Here is a 16,607-nt window from a genome sequence, read left to right as displayed (position 1 = left end):
GATCGGCCGCGAACCCGTCCTCACGCGGCCGTGGCTGCCCGTGCCCTGCCCTCGCGCACCCCGCGCAGGGCGCCGGACCAGGCGATCACCTGGTCGAGCATGCCGCCCACGGCGGTGTCGAGGCCCGGCTGGGGGACGAAGACGCCGGTGTGGAACGAGGGGTGGGTCGAGATGGTCGGCTGCGCGCGGACCGTGGCCACCTGGAGTTCGGCGAGGACGAGCCGCAGCGCCTCGGCGGCCCGTGCCCCGGCGACCCAGCCGCCGTAGCTGATGATCCCGGCGGCCTTGTCGTTCCACTCCCGGTAGACGTGGTCGAGGGCGTTCTTCAGGGCCCCGGGGTAGGAGTGGTTGTACTCGGGGACGAGGAACACGTAGCCGTCGAAGCCGTCGACGAGCGCGCCCCAGGCACGGGTGTGGTCGTGCTGGTACTGCTGGTGGTTCGGATTGCCGGGCTCGTCGAGGTTGCCGAGATGGTGGTCGGCGAGGTCGACGAGTTCGTAGTCGGCGCCGCCGTGGGCACGGGCGGCCTCCAGCGCCCAGGCGGCGATCTGGTCGCCGCGGCGTCCGGGGCGGGTGCTTCCGAGGATGAGCGCGATGCGAAGGGGCATGGTCCTCCTTCTGGTGGAGTTGTCACATCAACTGACGCCGAGGATGGTGGCCAGCCCCTCGCGGACGACCCGGTGGTGCGTTCGTGACGCTGGAGCAGACCGCCGAGGAGCACTTCGACCAGATTTTCGGGGTCAATGTCCGGGGCACGCTGTTCACGGTGCGGAAGGCGTTGCCGCTGCTCAACGACGGAGCCTCGGTCGTGCTGGTCGGTTCGACGGCCGCGGACCGCGGAGTGGAGGCGTTCGGTGCGTACGCGGCGTCGAAGGCGGCCGTCCGGTCCTTCGCGCGGACGTGGTCCACCGAACTCAAGGGCCGCGGCATCCGGGTCAACGTGGTCTCGCCGGCCTGGATCGAGACGCCCGGGGGCACCGCCGCCTTCGGTGACGAGGAGACCGCTCGGGCCGTCAGGGAACAGGTCGCCGCGACCGTGCCCAAGGGCCGCTTCGGCCGTCCCGAGGAGGCCGCCGCGGTCGTGGCCTTCCTGGCCTCGGAGCAGAGCAGTTACGTCGTCGGCTCGAACGTCTACGTCGACGGCGGCGAGAACCAGACCTGAACAGACACCACACCAAGCCCGACGACTGAGAAGGGGTGTGATCCCGCCACCGTCGGTAGATGAGATGTCAACAATTTCGTAGACTGCCACCATGGACGCACCACCGCGCTGGCTCGGCCCGGAACAGCAGGCCGCCTGGGACGGCTTCATCCGCATGCAGGAGATACTCATCGGACGGCTGTCCCGGCATGTCCAGGCCGAATCCGGCATGTCCGCCTCCGACTACATCGTGCTCGTCAACCTCACCGAGAGAGGCAACGGGCGGATGCGCTTCCTGGACCTGGCCAAACTCGCCGAGTGGGAGAAGAGCCGCATGTCCCACCAGGTCACCCGGATGGCGAAACGCGGACTCGTGGCCAGGGAGGAGTGCCCCGACGACGGACGCGGAGCGTTCATCGTCGCCACCCCGGCCGGCTACAAGGCGATCGAGGAAGCCGCACCCCAGCACGTCGAGCACGTCCGCCGCCTCTTCATCGACGCCCTGACCCCGAACCAGCTCAAGACATTCGGCCGGCTCTCCCAGCGCGTCCTGGACCACATGGAGAAGCAACCCGACTGACCGGCAAGCCGGACACGACGGCAACCCCGCGCCGGGCGGCGCCGCCGGGGACTACACCATCGCGTTGCCGTTGGCGGATTCCCCGGGGGAGACGATGTCCTGGACGACGTCCCAGTGCTCCACGATGCGTCCGTCGTCCAGCCGGAAGATGTCGACGATGGCCACGGGGTTCGGGGCCCAGCCGTGGACGACGCTGTGGGTGAAGACCAGGTCGCCCTGGGCGGCGATCCGCTGCGGCTCCCAGGAGAAGCCCTTCAGCCCGGTGACGGCGTCACGCAGGGTGGCAAGTCCGTTGGGCATCCGCGGGCTGTGCTGAATGTAGGGCTCGGCCCAGTACCGGTCGATCGCGGTGAGGTCCTTGTCGGCGAACAACTCCCGCATGGCGGTGAGTACGACATCGATGTTGGCTTCTGCCCGGTCGTCCCGCGCGGCGGTGTACTGGTCCATGATCAGACCTCCTCGAGAGGCGGACCGTCAAGCACAGCTCACTGCCGACGCGCAGGGCGGCCGGGGAGCCGTAGCGCTCCAGGAGCCAGGTGACGGCCTGGTGGTCCAGGCGGGGTCCCAGGACACGTTCCAGGCTGGGGTGGAACTGGGTGAGCAGGCCGCGTATGTCTCGGCCGCGCGCAGCCCGTCGTACGTCAGCTCTCGCTGGAGGTCGCGCTGGAGTTCGCCGGCGGCGGCGAGGGTCTGCACCATGAACTTCACGGTGGACAGCAGCTCGCCGGTGCGCGGGTGGCGGGCGGTGAGGTCCATCGCGGAGAACGCGCCGTCGTGGATGCGCAGGGCGACCTGGTCGCGGTGGAGGACGTTGAGCACGTCGAGGATGTGCCCGGTGCCGCGTACGAGGCGGCACATCTCGGAGATGTGCACGGTGTCGCCCGGCCGCGCGTACGTGAGCAGCTCGCTGAACTTCGGGCGCTGGAGTGGGTGGAGGCGGCTGGAGGTGCCCGGGTCCTCCTCGAACGCGACCGGGTCCTCGATGCCGGCCTCGTCCAGGACGAGGTTCTGCCGGGCGGTGGACTGCTGGTCGGTCGAGACCCGCTTGTGGACCAGGTTCGCCACTCGGGGCCCTTTCCGTGCGGAGCCGGGCCGCCGTGAACCCCTGGATTGCACGGGTTCGTTGGACGCCCGCTGCGACTGTCGTCATTCGATCGTTCGACGACAGCTACGGCCCGCACGGTCGCGGCTCCGCGAGCCCCCTCCAATGCTGGGGCGGCGTACGAATTCCAGCCTTGGATCAGGCTGGTCGATCGGAGGCGTAGCGGGCGAGCGTGGTCTCTACCGCCTGCTCGACGGCGTAGCGGATGTCAGAGGCAGCAGGGTTCCAGTCGGTCAGCAGCATGCGGGGCCACAGGACGTAGTTGGCGATCATCCCGAGGAACTGGTTGGCAGCGCTCTCGGCGTCCGGAACGTCGGCGTTACCGGCCTCGTGCTCCGACTCCAGGTAGTACTGGACCGAGGTGAAGTAGGGCAGCTTGCCGAGCTGGAACTGCATCCGCCCCAGTTCGGGGAAGCGGGGCAGCTCGGCGATGACGATGCGGAACAGGGCTGCCATACCGGGCCGGCCGATCAGGTCGGCGTAGCGGTGACCGATGGAGGTCAGGCCGGAGCGCAGGTCTCCGGCCTGAGGTCGCGCGACGGCGCCTGTGGCATCACGCTGCCAGGACTCGGCGACGATGGCCTCGAAGAGGGCTGCCTTGGTTGGGAACTGCTTGAACAGGGTGGACTTCGAGACTGCCGCCCCTTCGGCAATGCGGGCGAGGGACGTGCCGTCATAACCGTGGTTCAGGAAGAGGTCCGTGGCCGCGGAGATTATCGCCTCACGCTTTTGCTGGGCGAGACGGCGGTGATGCGCGGAGAGCTCTGCTGCCATGCGTGCAGTATGCCCCAGACATGAGGCGAGTCACTTGACTCGCCTCTTTTGGCGTGCCTACGCTGCAATGGACAGGCGAGTCGAGCGACTCGCATCTGAGGGCGGTGCCCGATGTCTCTCTGGTGCCGTGTGATGAGGGAGTAGCCGATGACAGCCGACAGGATCGCTTTGGTGACCGGTGCGAACCGTGGTCTGGGCCGGAGTACAGCTATTGCGCTGGCGGCGCGCGGGGTGCGGGTCGTGGTCGCTCATCGCGCTGATGTGGCCGGGGCCGAGGAGACGGCGCAGCACGTGCAGGCTGCGGGCGGGACCGCCGCTGTCGTGCGTCTCGACATCAGCGACGTCTCCTCTTTCGGAGCCTTCACTTCCGAGCTGAGCGGACTGCTTGAGCGCTGGGGGGCTTCGCGGCTCGATATCGTGGTCAACAACGCGGGGGTTGGTGTCTTCGGTCCGCTGGAAGCTGTCACGGCCGACGACTTCGACACGGTGTTCGGCACGAACGTGCGGGGCACGTTCTTCCTCATCCAGTCGCTTGTGCCGATGCTGGCGCAGGGCGCCCGGGTCATCAACGTCTCGTCGTCATTGACTCGCCACACCAGTCCCGCGACCTCGGTCTACTCCGCCTCGAAGGCCGCCGTCGAGGCTCTGAGCCGCACTCTGGCCGCAGAACTGGGCCCCCGAGGTATCCGGGTCAACAGCATTGCCCCGGGGCCGACCGCCACCGACTTCAACGGCGGTGCCATGCGGGATGACGCCGGTATGCGCCAGGGTCTGGCCGGGCAGACCGCGCTCGGCCGCGTCGGCGAACCCGAGGAGATCGGCGACGCCATCGCCACGCTGGCGTCCGAGGGCCTGCGCTGGATGACCGCCCAGCGCATCGAGGTCTCCGGCGGCGCCCTCCTCTGACCGACCGGGCGAGCCTGTCCCGGGCCACAGGCAACGGCACGCCGGATTCATCCGCGCCGGTCTCGTCTTCATCCAGCTCGGTCGCGTCCGGGTCGCGCAGCGGGCGCAGGGCGCCGGCGGCAGGGACACTGACGGTGAAGCCGTAGCGGCCAAGCAGGTTCAGGTTGCGGTGCTTGAGCGGGGAGAGCAGGGCGATGTCCTCGTCCCGCAGCTCGTGGCCCTCGGCGCGGAGCTGGACGACGGCGGCGTCGATGTAGCGGGTGATCCAGGGCACGATGGCGTTGAGGACCAGGCCGAGCGCGCCGGGCTGGTCCTCCATCCCGTCGCGGTACGCCTGGTGGATGGTGCCGCGCTTGCCGTGGCACACGTCCCGGGCCAGCTTGTGGCGGGATTCCTGCACGGTGAGCTGCCGGTTCATCTGCCGTCGGTAGGTGTCGTCCACCGGGTCGACCACGCGCAGCAGGTCGTAGGCGCGGACCTGGTTGGTGACCAGGGAACCGGCGACCTTCAGCATGTCCGGCAGTGCGTGATCACCTTGTTCGGGTTGACCCGGTTGCGGGCCAGGTCCTCCACCGCGCCGTAGGTGCCGGTCTCGACGCCGGGCATCGTGGCCCGCCAGAACCGCTGGTCGTCCAGGTCGCGAAAGCGCGGGCTGAAGTTGTGGCCGAGGATCTTGAACAGGCCGAACACCATGTCGGAGTACGAGGCGTTGTCGGTCGCCACCATCTCCGGCTTCACCCCGCCGTCCAGGTTCAGCAGCGCGTCCAGGATGTGCAGGGAGTCGCGCGGCGTGCCGGGCACGACCATCTGCCCGATGCCCGCGACCTGGTCGTTCACGGCGTTGAGCCAGGTAATCCCCCGCTTGAACCCGAAGTACTTCGGCGACGGGGCGGCGTTGATGGTGCGCACCGGCACCTGGAAGCGCAGCCCGTCCACGGAGGCGAGCAGCGCGGCGTTCGCCGCGGCGATGGTGTCGGCGCGCAGGTCGTACTGGTCGACGTGTACGAGCCGGGCCCGGGTCAGGGCCTCGTAGCCGGGGTTCACCACCGGGGTCAGGCCGATGTCGCACGCCTCGGACACCAGCAGCGCAACCACCGAGGTGGGCAGGTCCTTCATCCGGGTCGTGCCGTCGCCGAGGTGCACGAAGGCGTCGAGGAACCCGGTCCAGGCGTTCACCTCGAACAGCAGGTCCGGCAGGTCGATCTTCGGGAGCATCTTCTCGACCCGCTGGCGCAGCCAGGTCAGGGACTTCGGCTCGGCGAGCGCGCCGAGCCCCGCGACGTTCAGCTTCACCCGCCCGTCGTCCTGCACTTCGATGGAGACCTTCGCCGTCGGCCCCGCCTCCTCCAAAGGCTCGGCGAGCTGCTTCCACCCGGCGTCCAGGCCCCGCACCAGCTCCGCCAGGTGCTCGGTGACGGCATGTCCAGGCTCAGGGCCGCCAGGACGTCCTCCTCGACCGCGTCCCAGTCGGGCCCGTCCAGCAGTCGGGCCCGCGGGTTGGACCAGCGGTGCGACGGTGCGGCGAACATGTCGCGGTTGTTCAGGGCCCGGTGCAGATGCTCCAGCACGCACACCACGTACGCGTCCCGGTCCACCGCACCCTGTGGCAGATCGGGGTTGGCGTACACCGCCTTGCGCCACGCCGGCGGCACGAGCTTGTCGTCCACCTCGCGCGGCAGCAGCGGCTTGCCCCCACCTTCCGCCGCGCCAGCGCCGGAAGGCCGCGCACCACGGCCAGGACCCGCTTCCCTGCGCTCGCCGCGTCCAACGCCTTCGACTCACCCAGCAACGACAGGAACGGCCGCACCGTCGCGTACCGGTTCGCGAGCGCGGCCCGCATGGCGACCTCGGCCGAGTTCTCGTCCTCGGGCACCAGCGAGACCACCGTGGCCGCCGCACTCATCACGGCGGCGCGCGGGGCGACCGCAGGGCGATCAGGTCCAGGTCCACGTCGTCCAGGAAGAAGAACCGCTCCAGCTCGGGCCTCGTCGGCTCCTCGGCGAATGTTCCGTACGCCCTCGGCCTGCTCATCGCTCAGAAATTCCGCTGGCACGAGCTGGACTGTAGCCAGCCCCGGACCGGGCCCGGAGGCGTTTCACCGAACCCCGGCGGCGAAGTGGATCACATGCTGGACGACCATGATCGTTCTCACCGATAACCGCTGTACCGATGTTCCCCGAGGCCGGTCTACTACCGGCCCTCGCACCCCCGGAGGGTGGAAGCGGTGCGCGCCGTCGCCGCCAAGTACCAGTTCGACCTCACCGGCGGCCGGATCCGCGCCCGCAACCCCCACGACGACCTCGCCGACCGGATCCGCGCCGGCGTCGGCTCGGTGCCCGTCCCCGCGGGGCGCTGCCACGAGATGAACAACGTCCGCGCCGACGGGCACGGCTGCCCGGTGTACAACCGCTGCTTGCGAGGCCGACATCGGATCCCTCACCCCCGAGGAACGGGTCACGGTGGAGTCCTGGCTCCACACCAGGGACCGGTTCCTCACCGTCATCCCCGTTGCGGCGGTTCTTGCCGGACGGCAGCGTCTGGACCAGCCGACCGTCGATCCGATCGTCACCGAAGGGACGATCGGATGACGCGCCCGGCCGCCCCGCGCAAGCAGCCAGGCCAAGCGACGATCCGCGCCAGCCGGGTCGAGGTCCTTGATGCCGGCAGGGGGAGGCTGCCGTTCGGCGGCGCCGTGCCGACAGCGGGTTCTTGCTGTCCTCGCCGCGATGCGCAAGAGCCGCCAGGCTCTCTCCGATGCGGAGATCGCCCGGCGCGCCGCCGTCAACCCCCAGTACCTTCAACGCCGCCGCGACCTCAAAGCGGAAGCCGAGACCATCCGCGCCCACCTCGTTCGAGACGGGCCGCGGGCGGCAGCAGCAGCGACGGCCCGCAAGGAGGCTGCCCTCGAAGTCGAGAACCGCATGCTCCTGGAACAGAACGCCGCCCTGCAACGGACCCTGCACGAAGTCCAGAAGGAGCTGCGCACGCTACGCGCCGACGAATTGGGCACCCGCCTCCGCGACGGCCTGAATGCCCGCTCGCTGCGCGACACCGAGATGGAGGAACCGCGCGAGCAACGAGACGCGGCGCTCGCAGCCGGCCGTCAGGCAGAGACCGCCATACAGGCACTCCGCAACGTCAACCAGCGGCTGATGGTTGAGAACAGCCGGCTGATCGCCGCAGGTGCTGCGGAACCAACCCGGACAGTCGCAGCTGCCCGCAAGCCGTCCGGCCCGTGCGTGCCTGTCTCGTCCTACGGCCCAGCCGGTGGAGTCATTCAACCGGCTCGGGCCACGTTGGATCACCCGGCGAACGCTTGTTCGTCACGGTTGGTCGGGGAAGGGGTGGTGCCGAAGCGACGGTCGCGGCGGGTGTAGGTGTCGATGGCTTGCCACAGGTGGGTGCGGTCGGTGTCCGGCCACAGGGTGTCGAGGAAGACGAGTTCGGCGTAGGTCGACTGCCAGGGCAGGAAGTTCGAGGTGCGCTGTTCGCCACCGGTGCGGATGAGTAGATCCACGTCCGGCAGGTCGGGGTGGTGGAGGTGGGCGGCGAGGTGGCGGGGGGTGATGTCGTCGGGCTGGATGGTCCCGGCGGCCGCTTGACGGGCGAGTTGGCGTGCGGCTTGGGTGATTTCGCTGTGACCGCCGTAGTTGATGCACATGTTCACGGTCAGGCCGGTGCGGTGGCGTGTGAGGTGCTCGGTCTGGCGCAGTGCGCGCACCAGGTCCGGTGGCAGACCTTCGGGGAGGCCGGACCAGCGCAGCTGGACGTTGCGTCGCCAGACTTCCTCGGTTTCCATGACGAGGCCGTCCTGGACCAGGCGCAGGATGGCCTGGATCTCAGCGGCGGGGCGTGCCCAGTTCTCCGAGGACAGGCAGTACAGGCTGAGGTGGGGCAGGCCGATTTCGAGGGCGCCGTAGATGACGTCCCGCATCGCGAGCCGGCCGGCTTTGTGGCCGGCGGTGCGCGGCTGTCCTTGGCGGGTGGCCCATCGTCCGTTGCCGTCCATGATGATCCCCACGTGTTGGGGGACCAGGTGGGCGGGCAGTTGGGGCGGCCGGACCCCGCTGGGGTGGGGCCCCGGTGGTAGCGGAGGGGTCGTGCGCGTTGTGTCGTGGTCGCCTTCTGCGGGGTGCGGCAGGTGGATGGTGGCAGGAGTGGTGGCAGCGGTCTGGGTGTGGCGGTGCCGGGCCCTGGCCGTGCGGAGTCGGCCGCGGGCCAGCGTGAGGTGGAAGCGGACGGGGTTGGCCCGGGAGTTGCGCTGCAGCAGTGCGCGGGGGTTGCGGTCGATGCGGTCCAGTTCGAGCAGGTGCAGGTCGATGATGGTCTGCAGGGCTGCGGCCATGGGTGGGTGCTGGGCGCCGGCGGTCGCGGCCTGAGCCAGCCACTGGCGGGCCTGGGTGGTCATGGCATGGACCATGTCGGCATACCGGCCGTCCGCCCGGCCGTGGGCGAGGTCCTCATGGCTGACGTCGTGCTCGTCGAGCACGGCGGAGGGCAGCTTGATGAAGCCCTCCGCGGCGTCTTCCCGTAGGTCGCGCAGGGCGTCGATGAGGTTGAGCGTGTCGGTCCACGCGCGCAGTGCCTGGGCGTCGTCGGGCGTGAAGGCCAAGCCGGGGGTGAGCAGGGTCATCAGGCGCCTCACGCCGAAGGGGAAGGTGAGGGTCTGCCAGTAGCGGTGCCAGTCGTCCCAGGTGGCGATGGTGCTCTGGCCCTTGGCGTCCTGGCGGTAGAGGGCGTTGGATGCCATTACTCCGTCGCTGGGCAGGTCCCAGGTCCATACGGCGTGTACGAAGGCCGCACGCAGGGGGTCTTCGCTGTGGCCTGCCCGCAGATCGCCCTCCAGTGATTCACTGAACCGGCTGACCCGCTCGCCACGTGCCTGCCGGTCGAGGTGCTGGGTGTCGGAAAGGTCATCGATGTAGCGGGCATATCCGTACATGGCCCAGAACAACGGCCGCAGACGGGCGGGCAGGAGCTTGGTGAGAGCCGCTTCCACCGGACCCGACCGGCACATCAGGCGGCGGCAGATCTCGTAGCCGGTGATGACCGTGGTGTCGCGGATACGGGCCTGACGGTAGGTGTGGGCGCGCACCGGATGCAGCAGACGCAGGGTGACCAGGCGGGCGGAGGGCCTGGTCGTGCTCGGACCCAGGAGCCTTTGTGCGAGCGTGCGCGCGCTGGTGCGGGCGGTGAAAGCAGCCAGTCCGGCGGTGGTCAGCCCGGCCGACCAGCACAGGCCGAGCAACAGGTGCCGCCAGGGAGTGTCGGTGAAGTCGACGGCGGACACGGCGGACTGCATCGCCCCGTAGGCGGGCAGCCACTTCAGCAGCGGACTGTCCGCAGAAGGGTTGGCGACGGGGTTCTGCAGCGTCAGATCGACGAAGCTGAGCATGATGACGGCGAACATCCCTGCCAGCTCACTGCGCAGCAGCGCGGCCAGGAGGATCCCGACGCCCCCGTACGTCAGGGCCCCCACCATGAACGCCGCGGCCATGACGCCCAGGCGCTCGGGCCGGTAGAAGAAGCACACCCATGCCGTGGCATACGAGGCGGTCAGTGCCGCGGTGAGGAGCAGTACGGTGCTGCGAGCCAGCAGCAGGCAGATGCGCGGGTAGCCGGCGAGCACCATGCGGTGGTCGAATTCCGCGGAGCGGCTGGCAGCGAGGAACATCATGAACCCGACGATCAGGGCGAGGGAGTGCAGCCCACCGGACAGCTGGCTGACCGTGTTGGCGCCCAGTGCCACGGGCTGGTCGGCCGCGCGCAGGAAGAACCGGACCGGGGCGCTGGGCAGGACCTGGTAGGCGAGCGTCAGCCACAGCGGAACGAAGAAGAGCACCAGGACCAGCGCGAGCCGGTTGCGGGCCTGCTCCAGCACAGCGTGGCGCACCGCTGTCCCCAGACACCGCCCCCACCACCTCATGCGGCACGTCCGGTGACGCCGCGTCGGCCGGCGGTCGGGACGCCGTCCTGCGACCGGTGCAGGTGGCCAGGGTGGTGCTGGTTCGTTGACACTTTCACTCCACGAATTCGGTGGGAAGCCGGCTCTGGCCCCCGGGGTGCGCACAGGTGACAGGACAGGGTCACTGCGAGAGCGGCGCCGGTCATGCGGTTCGGTTGTGCACGGCCTGGATCAGGTCGCGCAGCGCGTATGCCGCCGTGGCAGGCAGATGGGCGTGGTTCAGGCGTTCCAGCGCTTGGTGGTGGCGCTCTTGGATGAGGTCCTCCACCGCTTGGCGGGCGCCGCACTCCTCCAGCAGCCCCTGGCTGCGGGCTGCCGTACGGGCGTCCAGATCCGCAGCGCCGACCGTGCGGAGAAGCAGTTCCTGACCGGCCCGGTCCGCCCGGCGCAGGGCGCAGGCGAGCAGGGCGGTGTGTTTGCCTTCGCGGAGGTCGTCCAGGGTGGGCTTGCCCGTACGGCGGGGGTTGCCGAAGGTGCCCAGCAGGTCATCGCGCAGCTGGAACGCCTACCCAACGGCAAGGCGATGGTGCTGAGCACGTGCAGGAGCGACTGATCCGCGCCGGCGAGCGCGGCGCCGATCTGCAGCGGGCGTTCCACGGTGTACTGGGCGGTCTTGTACCGGGCGATGCGCAAGGCGGTGCTCAGGGAGTCGGTGGGGCGGCCTGCGGTCACTAGGTCCAGGTACTGGCCGGTGACGATTTCGCGGCGCATGCGGTAGACCACCGGCAGCACGGCCTTGGTCTGCGCGTCAGTCATGGGCGTGCTGGTGAGGAGTTCATCGGACCACACCAGCACCAGGTCGCCGGCGAGGATGGCCGCGTTCACGCCCAGCCGGTCAGCCCCGGGACGGCTGGGGTGGTGCGCCGCCAGAGTCCGGTGCAGGGACGGCCGGCCCCGACGGTGATCGCTGCCGTCCATGACGTCGTCGTGCATGAGCGCGAACGCGTGGAAGATCTCCAGGCAGGCAGCCACCCGCAGGACCGGGACCGGCGGTACGGGGCTTGTGCCTCCGGCCGCGTACCAGCCCAGCACGCACATCGAGGGCCGGATGCGCTTGCCCGGCGCGGAGATGAAGTCTCCCACCGCATCCGGCAGCGCTTCCAGACCAGGCTCCTCGGCACGGCTGCCGCTGACCTTGTCGGCCACGGACACGGTCAGCACCTCCTCGATGCTGCGAACGATCCGGTCCAGGTCCAGCCGGCCTGCGCCGGAGCCCACGGAGCGGGCAGGCCGCGGCAGCGCGGACATGGAACTGGAGGTGTCGTCGCGCACTGCGGTGACCGGAGACTGCGGTCGGCTCATGCGACCCTTCCCGCGGCGCTGCTGTGGTCGGCGGCCAGAACGCCGTCCTGGAGCCGGTGCAGCACATCCAGGCGCTCGCGGTCGTAGGCGAGGTGGGAGACGACCACGACCGCGCGGCCCCGCTCCCGCAGTCCCTGGGCGATGTCCCAAAACCGCAAGTAGGTCTCCCAGTCGAAGCCCTGATACGGCTCATCCAGGAGCAGCACCTCGGGGTCGTGCATCAAACCCAGGGCCAGGTTCAGCTTCTGCCGCGTCCCGCCGCTGAGCGTGTGCATGCGGCTGCGAGGGCTCTCGTCGAAGCCCAGCTCCTCCAGCAGCTCCCACACGCGCGCACAGCTTTCGAGCCGGTAGGCCGCCCGGAAGGACCGCACGTGCTCGGCGACCGTGAATGCCGGGTGCAGCACGGTGTTCTGCGGGCAGTACCCGATCCGCCCTCGGCACTGGACCGTCCCGCTGTCGGCCGCGGCCTGACCCGCCAAAATGCGCAGCAGTGTGCTCTTGCCGGCGCCGTTCGCGCCAACGATGCCCAGCAGACAGCCCCGCGGCACGTCCAGGCTTACCCCGCGCAGTACCGGGCGCCGGCCATAAGCCTTACGGACGTCATGGAGACGCAGAAGAGCACCTGCGGGCGCCCGGGTTGAATGATCCACATCATCAGCAACGACTGAGATGCGCGATGGTAGCGCGAGAAGAAGCGCCGGGACACGGCGTACAGGCCGGTGCCGTCCGCCGCGGGCTGCGGCCCTCCTTGGACACGGCGGCCAGGAGACGATCCGCCCGGACGAACGACTCCGCACCCGGCCCCACCCGAAGCCACTGGTCTCCCTCGACATGCCCGGCAGGGTCGCCGGCTTCCTCCGCGCCACCGACCTGAAGCCCACCGAGGGGACCGCGCTCGACTTTTTTGAGATCAGGGCTCCGTCGCAGACTTCCACCGGATCAATGCATAGACTCATAGATTGCGCGAGGGGTGACCTGCGAAAACTGTCGGCCTCGGTGCGCAGAAGAACACGGGGTGCGAAACCGCGGAGCTTTCGCGGGGGCAGTGCTTTATCCCCTGCCATGACGACTGTGACGAGGCTCCAGCCTGCCCCGATCCTCGACGAGACAGCCCGACTCCTGACCGAGCAATACGTTTTCCCCGAGATGGCCGAACAGCTCGCCGGACTGTTGCGACGACGCCTCGCCGAGGGCGTCTACGACGTTGCCGACGCCGAGGAGTTCGCCCGTCTGGTCACCGCCGGACCTGCAGTCCGCCAACGGCGACCGACACCTCAGACTCAAGCACCACGCCGACCCGGTCTCCCCGGAACAGGGGGCCGCCACCCGGGAAGCCATGCGCCGGGACTTCGACACCTCGCTGGGCGGCACGCCCCGGGTGCAGTTGCTCGGCGGAGGGGTCGCGGTGCTGGAGCTGGCACCGATGCTGTTTCCGCTGGAGTGGGCCGCCGAACCGCTGAGCGCCGCGCTCACCCTGGCTTCCCGGGCGCGCCGACCGGGGCGGCGCCCCGGACTCGGTCGCCTTCGTCTGCGGCTACCTCCTGGACGAGCGCACCCACCTCAACACCATGCACAGGCGCGGCGGCGCGCACACCGAGCAGTCCTGGAGCCTGCCGCACGTTCCCGGCGCCCGCTTCGGCGGCAGCAAGCCGTTGTACGTGTTGTCCAGTGACAGCACCTTCTCTGCCGCTGAGGACGAGAGCCTGCACGGGGGGGACTGAGGGAGGGCGTGCGCCCAGAGGGCCCACCATCGGCACGGCCACGCGCGCGCGTCGGGGAGCGTATGCCTGGACTCTCGTTGGCAGATCCGGCAGCGCTGAGGCGGGGCAAGCCTCGGTAGGTTCACCCCGGCGAAGTGACATCTCGTGACAGATGAGAGGGTCGGGCAGGTGAGTGAGACGCCGAAGAACACCCTGCAGTACCGCTTTGACGGGCCAGAAGACGCTCCTGTCCTGATCCTGGGTCCCTCACTGGGCACCACATGGCACATGTGGGACCGTCAGGTGCCCGAGCTGGCGCAGCAGTGGCGGGTCTTCCGTTTCGACCTGCCCGGCCACGGCGGCGCCCCCGCCCACCCGGCGGGTTCCGTCGCCGAACTCACCACGCGGCTGCTGGCCACCCTCGACGGACTCGGCGTACAGCGCTTCGGCTACGCGGGCTGCGCGTTCGGCGGTGCCATCGGCATCGAACTGGCCCTGCGCCACCCCGAACGCGTCGCCTCCCTCGCGATGATCGCCGCGTCGCCCCGCTTCGGCACGGCCGACGAGTTCCGTCAGCGCGGAGTGATCGTCCGCACCAACGGGCTCGACCCCATCGCCCGCAGCTCGCCGGAGCGATGGTTCACCGGCGGGTACGCCGCCGCCCAGCCCGCGATCACCGAGTGGGCCGTGCAGATGGTGCGGACCACCGACCCCGGCTGCTACATCTCCGCCTGCGAGGCGCTCGCCGCGTTCGACGTGCGTGGCGAACTCGGCCGGGTCGGCGTCCCGACCCTGGTGCTCGTCGGCTCCGACGACCAGGTCACCGGCCCCGCCGAGGCCCGCACCCTGGTCGCCGGCATTCCCGACGCCCGCCTCGCGGTCGTCCCCGGCGCCTCCCACCTGGTCCCGGTCGAGCAGCCCGCGGCCGTCACCGACCTGCTGGTACGGCACTTCACCACCGCCTGGCAGCCCGCCCCGGACGCCTCCACCGGCCAGATCGCGTTCCCGGCCGCCGCCCACGCCCCGGCCCCCGGTGCGACCGGGCCCGCGACCCACGCACCAGGGGTCCCCGCCCCCGCGGCCCCGGCCCCCGCACCCGTCCAGCCGGCCTTCGCCTCGCCGCCGCAGGCCGCGCCCATCGCCGAGATCGCCCCGGCCGTCGTACCGCAGCGCGCGCACGGGCAGGGCCGGCCCGACCCGTACGACGCGGGGCTCAAGGTGCGCCGAGAGGTGCTCGGCGACGCGCATGTCGACCATGTGCTCGCGCACGCGGACGACTTCTCGGGCGACTTCCAGGAGTTCCTCACCCGGTACGTGTGGGGCGAGATCTGGGACCGGCCGGGCCTGGACCGGCGCGCCCGCAGCTGCGTCACCCTCACCGCCCTCGTCGCCGGCGGCCACGCGGACCAGCTCGCGCCGCATCTCAGGGCCGCCCTGCGCAACGGCCTCACCCCGGGCGAGATCAGGGAAGTACTGCTCCAGGCGGCCGTCTACTGCGGCGTACCGGCCGCGAGCAGCGCCTTCCGGGTGGCCCAGCAGGTCATCCGCGAGGAGACGACACCGCCGGAGTGAGCCCTGCCGCCCGTGCGCCGACGCGCGGCGGCAGGATGGGGTCATGAAGCTCACCAAGAAGTCGCACGCCTGCGTCCGCCTGGAGAAGGACGGGCAGACGCTCGTCCTGGACCCCGGCGGGTTCAGCGAGGAGGACGCCGCCCTCGGCGCGGACGCCGTCCTCGTCACCCATGAGCACCCCGACCACTTCAACGAGCCGCGGCTGCGCGCAGCGCTGGAGGACAACCCGGCCGCCGAGATCTGGACCCTGAAGTCGGTCGCGGAGAAGGTCTCGGCCGCGTTCCCGGGCCGTGTGCACACCGTCGGCCACGGCGACACCTTCACCGCCGCCGGTTTCGACGTACAGGTCCACGGCGAACTGCACGCGGTGATCCACCCGGACATCCCGCGCGTCACCAACATCGGCTTCCTCGTGGACGACGGGAAGGTCTTCCACCCCGGCGACGCCTTCACCGTCCCCGACCGGCCGGTCGAGACGCTGATGCTCCCCGTCATGGCGCCCTGGAACAAGATCGCCGAGGTGATCGAGTACGTCCGCGAGGTCAGGCCGCGGCGCGCCTACGACATCCACGACGCCCTGCTCACCGACCTCGCCCGGCCGGTCTACGACCGCCAGATCGGCGACCTGGGCGGCTCCGAGCACCTGCGGCTGACCCCCGGCGGCTCCGCACAGGTGTGACACCCCGGTCCCCGGCCCTCCCGGGCGCCGCCCCGGGCGGGACCGGGCTGTCGGTCCCGCCCGGTAGGTTGTGGGACATGCGCATCGCGACCTGGAACGTGAACTCGATCACCGCCCGCCTGCCGAGGCTGCTCGCCTGGCTGGAGAGCAGCGGCACCGACGTGCTGTGCCTCCAGGAGGCCAAGGTCGCCGAGGCGCAGTTCCCCTCCGACGAGCTGCGCGCGGCGGGCTACGAGGCGGCCGTGCACGCCACCGGCCGGTGGAACGGGGTGGCGGTGCTCTCCCGCCTGGGCCTGGCGGACGTGGTCAAGGGCCTCCCCGGCGACCCGGGCTACGAAGGCGTCCAGGAGCCCCGCGCCGTCTCCGCCACCTGCGGCCCGGTCCGCGTCTGGTCGGTGTACGTGCCAAACGGCCGCGAGGTGGAACACCCGCACTACGCCTACAAGCTCCAGTGGTTCGAGGCGCTGCGCGCCGCCGTCGAGGGCGACGCGAAGGGCAGCCGTCCGTTCGCGGTGCTGGGGGACTACAACGTCGCCCCGACGGACGACGACGTGTACGACCCCGCCGCCTTCGAGGGCGCCACCCATGTCACCCCCGCCGAGCGCGCCGCCCTCGCCTCCCTGCGCGGGGCGGGCCTGTCCGACGTGGTGCCGCGTCCGCTGAAGTACGACCACCCCTTCACGTACTGGGACTACCGCCAGCTCTGCTTCCCCAAGAACCGCGGCATGCGCATCGACCTGGTGTATGGCAACGAGCCCTTCGCCAAGGCGGTCACCGACTCCTACGTCGACCGCGAGGAGCGCAAGGGCAAGGGCGCCTCGGACCACGCGCCGGTCGTGGTGGACCTGGACGTGTAGGCGCCGGCCGCCCCGCCGCCGTCTCCCGC

14 protein-coding genes and 4 pseudogenes are annotated in these 16,607 nt (G+C 70.3%); 8 read left to right on the top strand and 10 right to left on the bottom strand.

Annotated elements, in window-relative coordinates:
• Positions 1–20: 20 nt before the first annotated feature.
• The gene (locus AC4IHM_RS05405; protein ID WP_490865933.1) at positions 21–608 is read right to left on the bottom strand and encodes an NADPH-dependent FMN reductase; all 588 of its coding nucleotides are present in this window, start codon (positions 606–608) and stop codon (positions 21–23) included.
• 74 nt (positions 609–682) lie between these two features.
• On the opposite strand from AC4IHM_RS05405, the pseudogene AC4IHM_RS05400 reads away from it, so the two are divergent.
• Positions 683–1,162: pseudogene (locus AC4IHM_RS05400) on the top strand (SDR family oxidoreductase); the annotation flags it as partial.
• Positions 1,163–1,253: 91 nt separating this feature from the next.
• Positions 1,254–1,721 carry a MarR family winged helix-turn-helix transcriptional regulator gene (locus AC4IHM_RS05395; protein ID WP_490865932.1) on the top strand — a complete coding sequence of 156 codons (468 nt, stop codon included), beginning with the start codon at positions 1,254–1,256 and terminating at the stop codon, positions 1,719–1,721.
• A 51-nt stretch (positions 1,722–1,772) separates the two neighbouring features.
• On the opposite strand, the gene AC4IHM_RS05390 is transcribed toward AC4IHM_RS05395, so the two are convergent.
• The 3 genes and pseudogenes from AC4IHM_RS05390 to AC4IHM_RS05380 form a co-directional block, all read right to left on the bottom strand.
• The gene (locus tag AC4IHM_RS05390; protein ID WP_490865931.1) at positions 1,773–2,168 is read right to left on the bottom strand and encodes a nuclear transport factor 2 family protein; all 396 of its coding nucleotides are present in this window, start codon (positions 2,166–2,168) and stop codon (positions 1,773–1,775) included.
• Positions 2,169–2,348: 180 nt separating this feature from the next.
• Positions 2,349–2,786: pseudogene (locus AC4IHM_RS05385) on the bottom strand (recombinase family protein); the annotation flags it as partial.
• Between the two features lie 175 nt (positions 2,787–2,961).
• Positions 2,962–3,597 (bottom strand): TetR/AcrR family transcriptional regulator, encoded by a 636-nt coding sequence (locus AC4IHM_RS05380; RefSeq protein WP_490865930.1) that lies wholly within the window; start codon positions 3,595–3,597, stop codon positions 2,962–2,964.
• 147 nt (positions 3,598–3,744) lie between these two features.
• On the opposite strand from AC4IHM_RS05380, the gene AC4IHM_RS05375 reads away from it, so the two are divergent.
• Entirely contained in the window at positions 3,745–4,503 is a 759-nt protein-coding gene (locus AC4IHM_RS05375) for an SDR family NAD(P)-dependent oxidoreductase (protein WP_490865929.1), read from the top strand.
• A gap of 52 nt (positions 4,504–4,555) precedes the next feature.
• Here AC4IHM_RS05375 and AC4IHM_RS05370 read toward each other — a convergent pair.
• Positions 4,556–6,427 (bottom strand): annotated as a pseudogene (locus AC4IHM_RS05370) (Tn3 family transposase); the annotation flags it as partial.
• Positions 6,406–6,534, bottom strand: coding sequence for a hypothetical protein (locus AC4IHM_RS05365; RefSeq protein WP_490871015.1), 129 nt, complete (start codon positions 6,532–6,534; stop codon positions 6,406–6,408). The gene AC4IHM_RS05365 and the pseudogene AC4IHM_RS05370, both read right to left, overlap by 22 nt.
• A 428-nt stretch (positions 6,535–6,962) precedes the next feature.
• Here AC4IHM_RS05365 and AC4IHM_RS05360 point away from each other — a divergent pair, with 428 nt between their 5' ends.
• Both AC4IHM_RS05360 and AC4IHM_RS05355 read left to right on the top strand, forming a co-directional pair.
• Positions 6,963–7,091: a hypothetical protein gene (locus AC4IHM_RS05360; RefSeq protein ID WP_490865928.1), complete on the top strand. Its 129-nt coding sequence runs from the start codon at positions 6,963–6,965 to the stop codon at positions 7,089–7,091.
• A 138-nt stretch (positions 7,092–7,229) separates the two neighbouring features.
• Positions 7,230–7,880, top strand: a complete 651-nt coding sequence (locus AC4IHM_RS05355; RefSeq protein ID WP_490865927.1) for a hypothetical protein — start codon at positions 7,230–7,232, stop codon at positions 7,878–7,880.
• Here the strand turns inward: AC4IHM_RS05355 and uppS are convergent.
• From uppS to AC4IHM_RS05335, 4 genes and pseudogenes are all read right to left on the bottom strand, one after another.
• A complete protein-coding gene (gene uppS / locus AC4IHM_RS05350; RefSeq protein WP_490865926.1) occupies positions 7,805–10,396 on the bottom strand; it encodes a polyprenyl diphosphate synthase in 2,592 nt (863 codons plus the stop codon). The genes AC4IHM_RS05355 and uppS overlap by 76 nt on opposite strands.
• 214 nt (positions 10,397–10,610) lie before the next feature.
• Positions 10,611–10,949, bottom strand: coding sequence for a hypothetical protein (locus tag AC4IHM_RS05345; protein ID WP_490870768.1), 339 nt, complete (start codon positions 10,947–10,949; stop codon positions 10,611–10,613).
• A gap of 86 nt (positions 10,950–11,035) precedes the next feature.
• Positions 11,036–11,506: pseudogene (locus AC4IHM_RS05340) on the bottom strand (polyprenyl synthetase family protein); the annotation flags it as partial.
• A 260-nt stretch (positions 11,507–11,766) separates the two neighbouring features.
• Positions 11,767–12,420, bottom strand: a complete 654-nt coding sequence (locus AC4IHM_RS05335; protein ID WP_490865925.1) for an ABC transporter ATP-binding protein — start codon at positions 12,418–12,420, stop codon at positions 11,767–11,769.
• A gap of 1,239 nt (positions 12,421–13,659) precedes the next feature.
• Here AC4IHM_RS05335 and pcaDC point away from each other — a divergent pair.
• From pcaDC to AC4IHM_RS05320, 3 genes are all read left to right on the top strand, one after another.
• The gene (pcaDC, locus tag AC4IHM_RS05330; protein ID WP_490865924.1) at positions 13,660–15,042 is read left to right on the top strand and encodes a bifunctional 3-oxoadipate enol-lactonase/4-carboxymuconolactone decarboxylase PcaDC; all 1,383 of its coding nucleotides are present in this window, start codon (positions 13,660–13,662) and stop codon (positions 15,040–15,042) included.
• A 43-nt stretch (positions 15,043–15,085) separates the two neighbouring features.
• Complete coding sequence (locus tag AC4IHM_RS05325) at positions 15,086–15,721, top strand: MBL fold metallo-hydrolase (RefSeq protein ID WP_490865923.1); 636 nt, start codon at positions 15,086–15,088, stop codon at positions 15,719–15,721.
• A gap of 77 nt (positions 15,722–15,798) precedes the next feature.
• A complete protein-coding gene (locus AC4IHM_RS05320) occupies positions 15,799–16,578 on the top strand; it encodes an exodeoxyribonuclease III (RefSeq protein WP_490865922.1) in 780 nt (259 codons plus the stop codon).
• The last annotated feature ends 29 nt before the right edge of the window (positions 16,579–16,607 follow it).

The organism is Streptomyces sp. SL06, from assembly GCF_058244745.1.
Note: the sequence above shows the minus strand (reverse complement) of the source record. Positions and strands in the feature narration are given on the sequence as shown.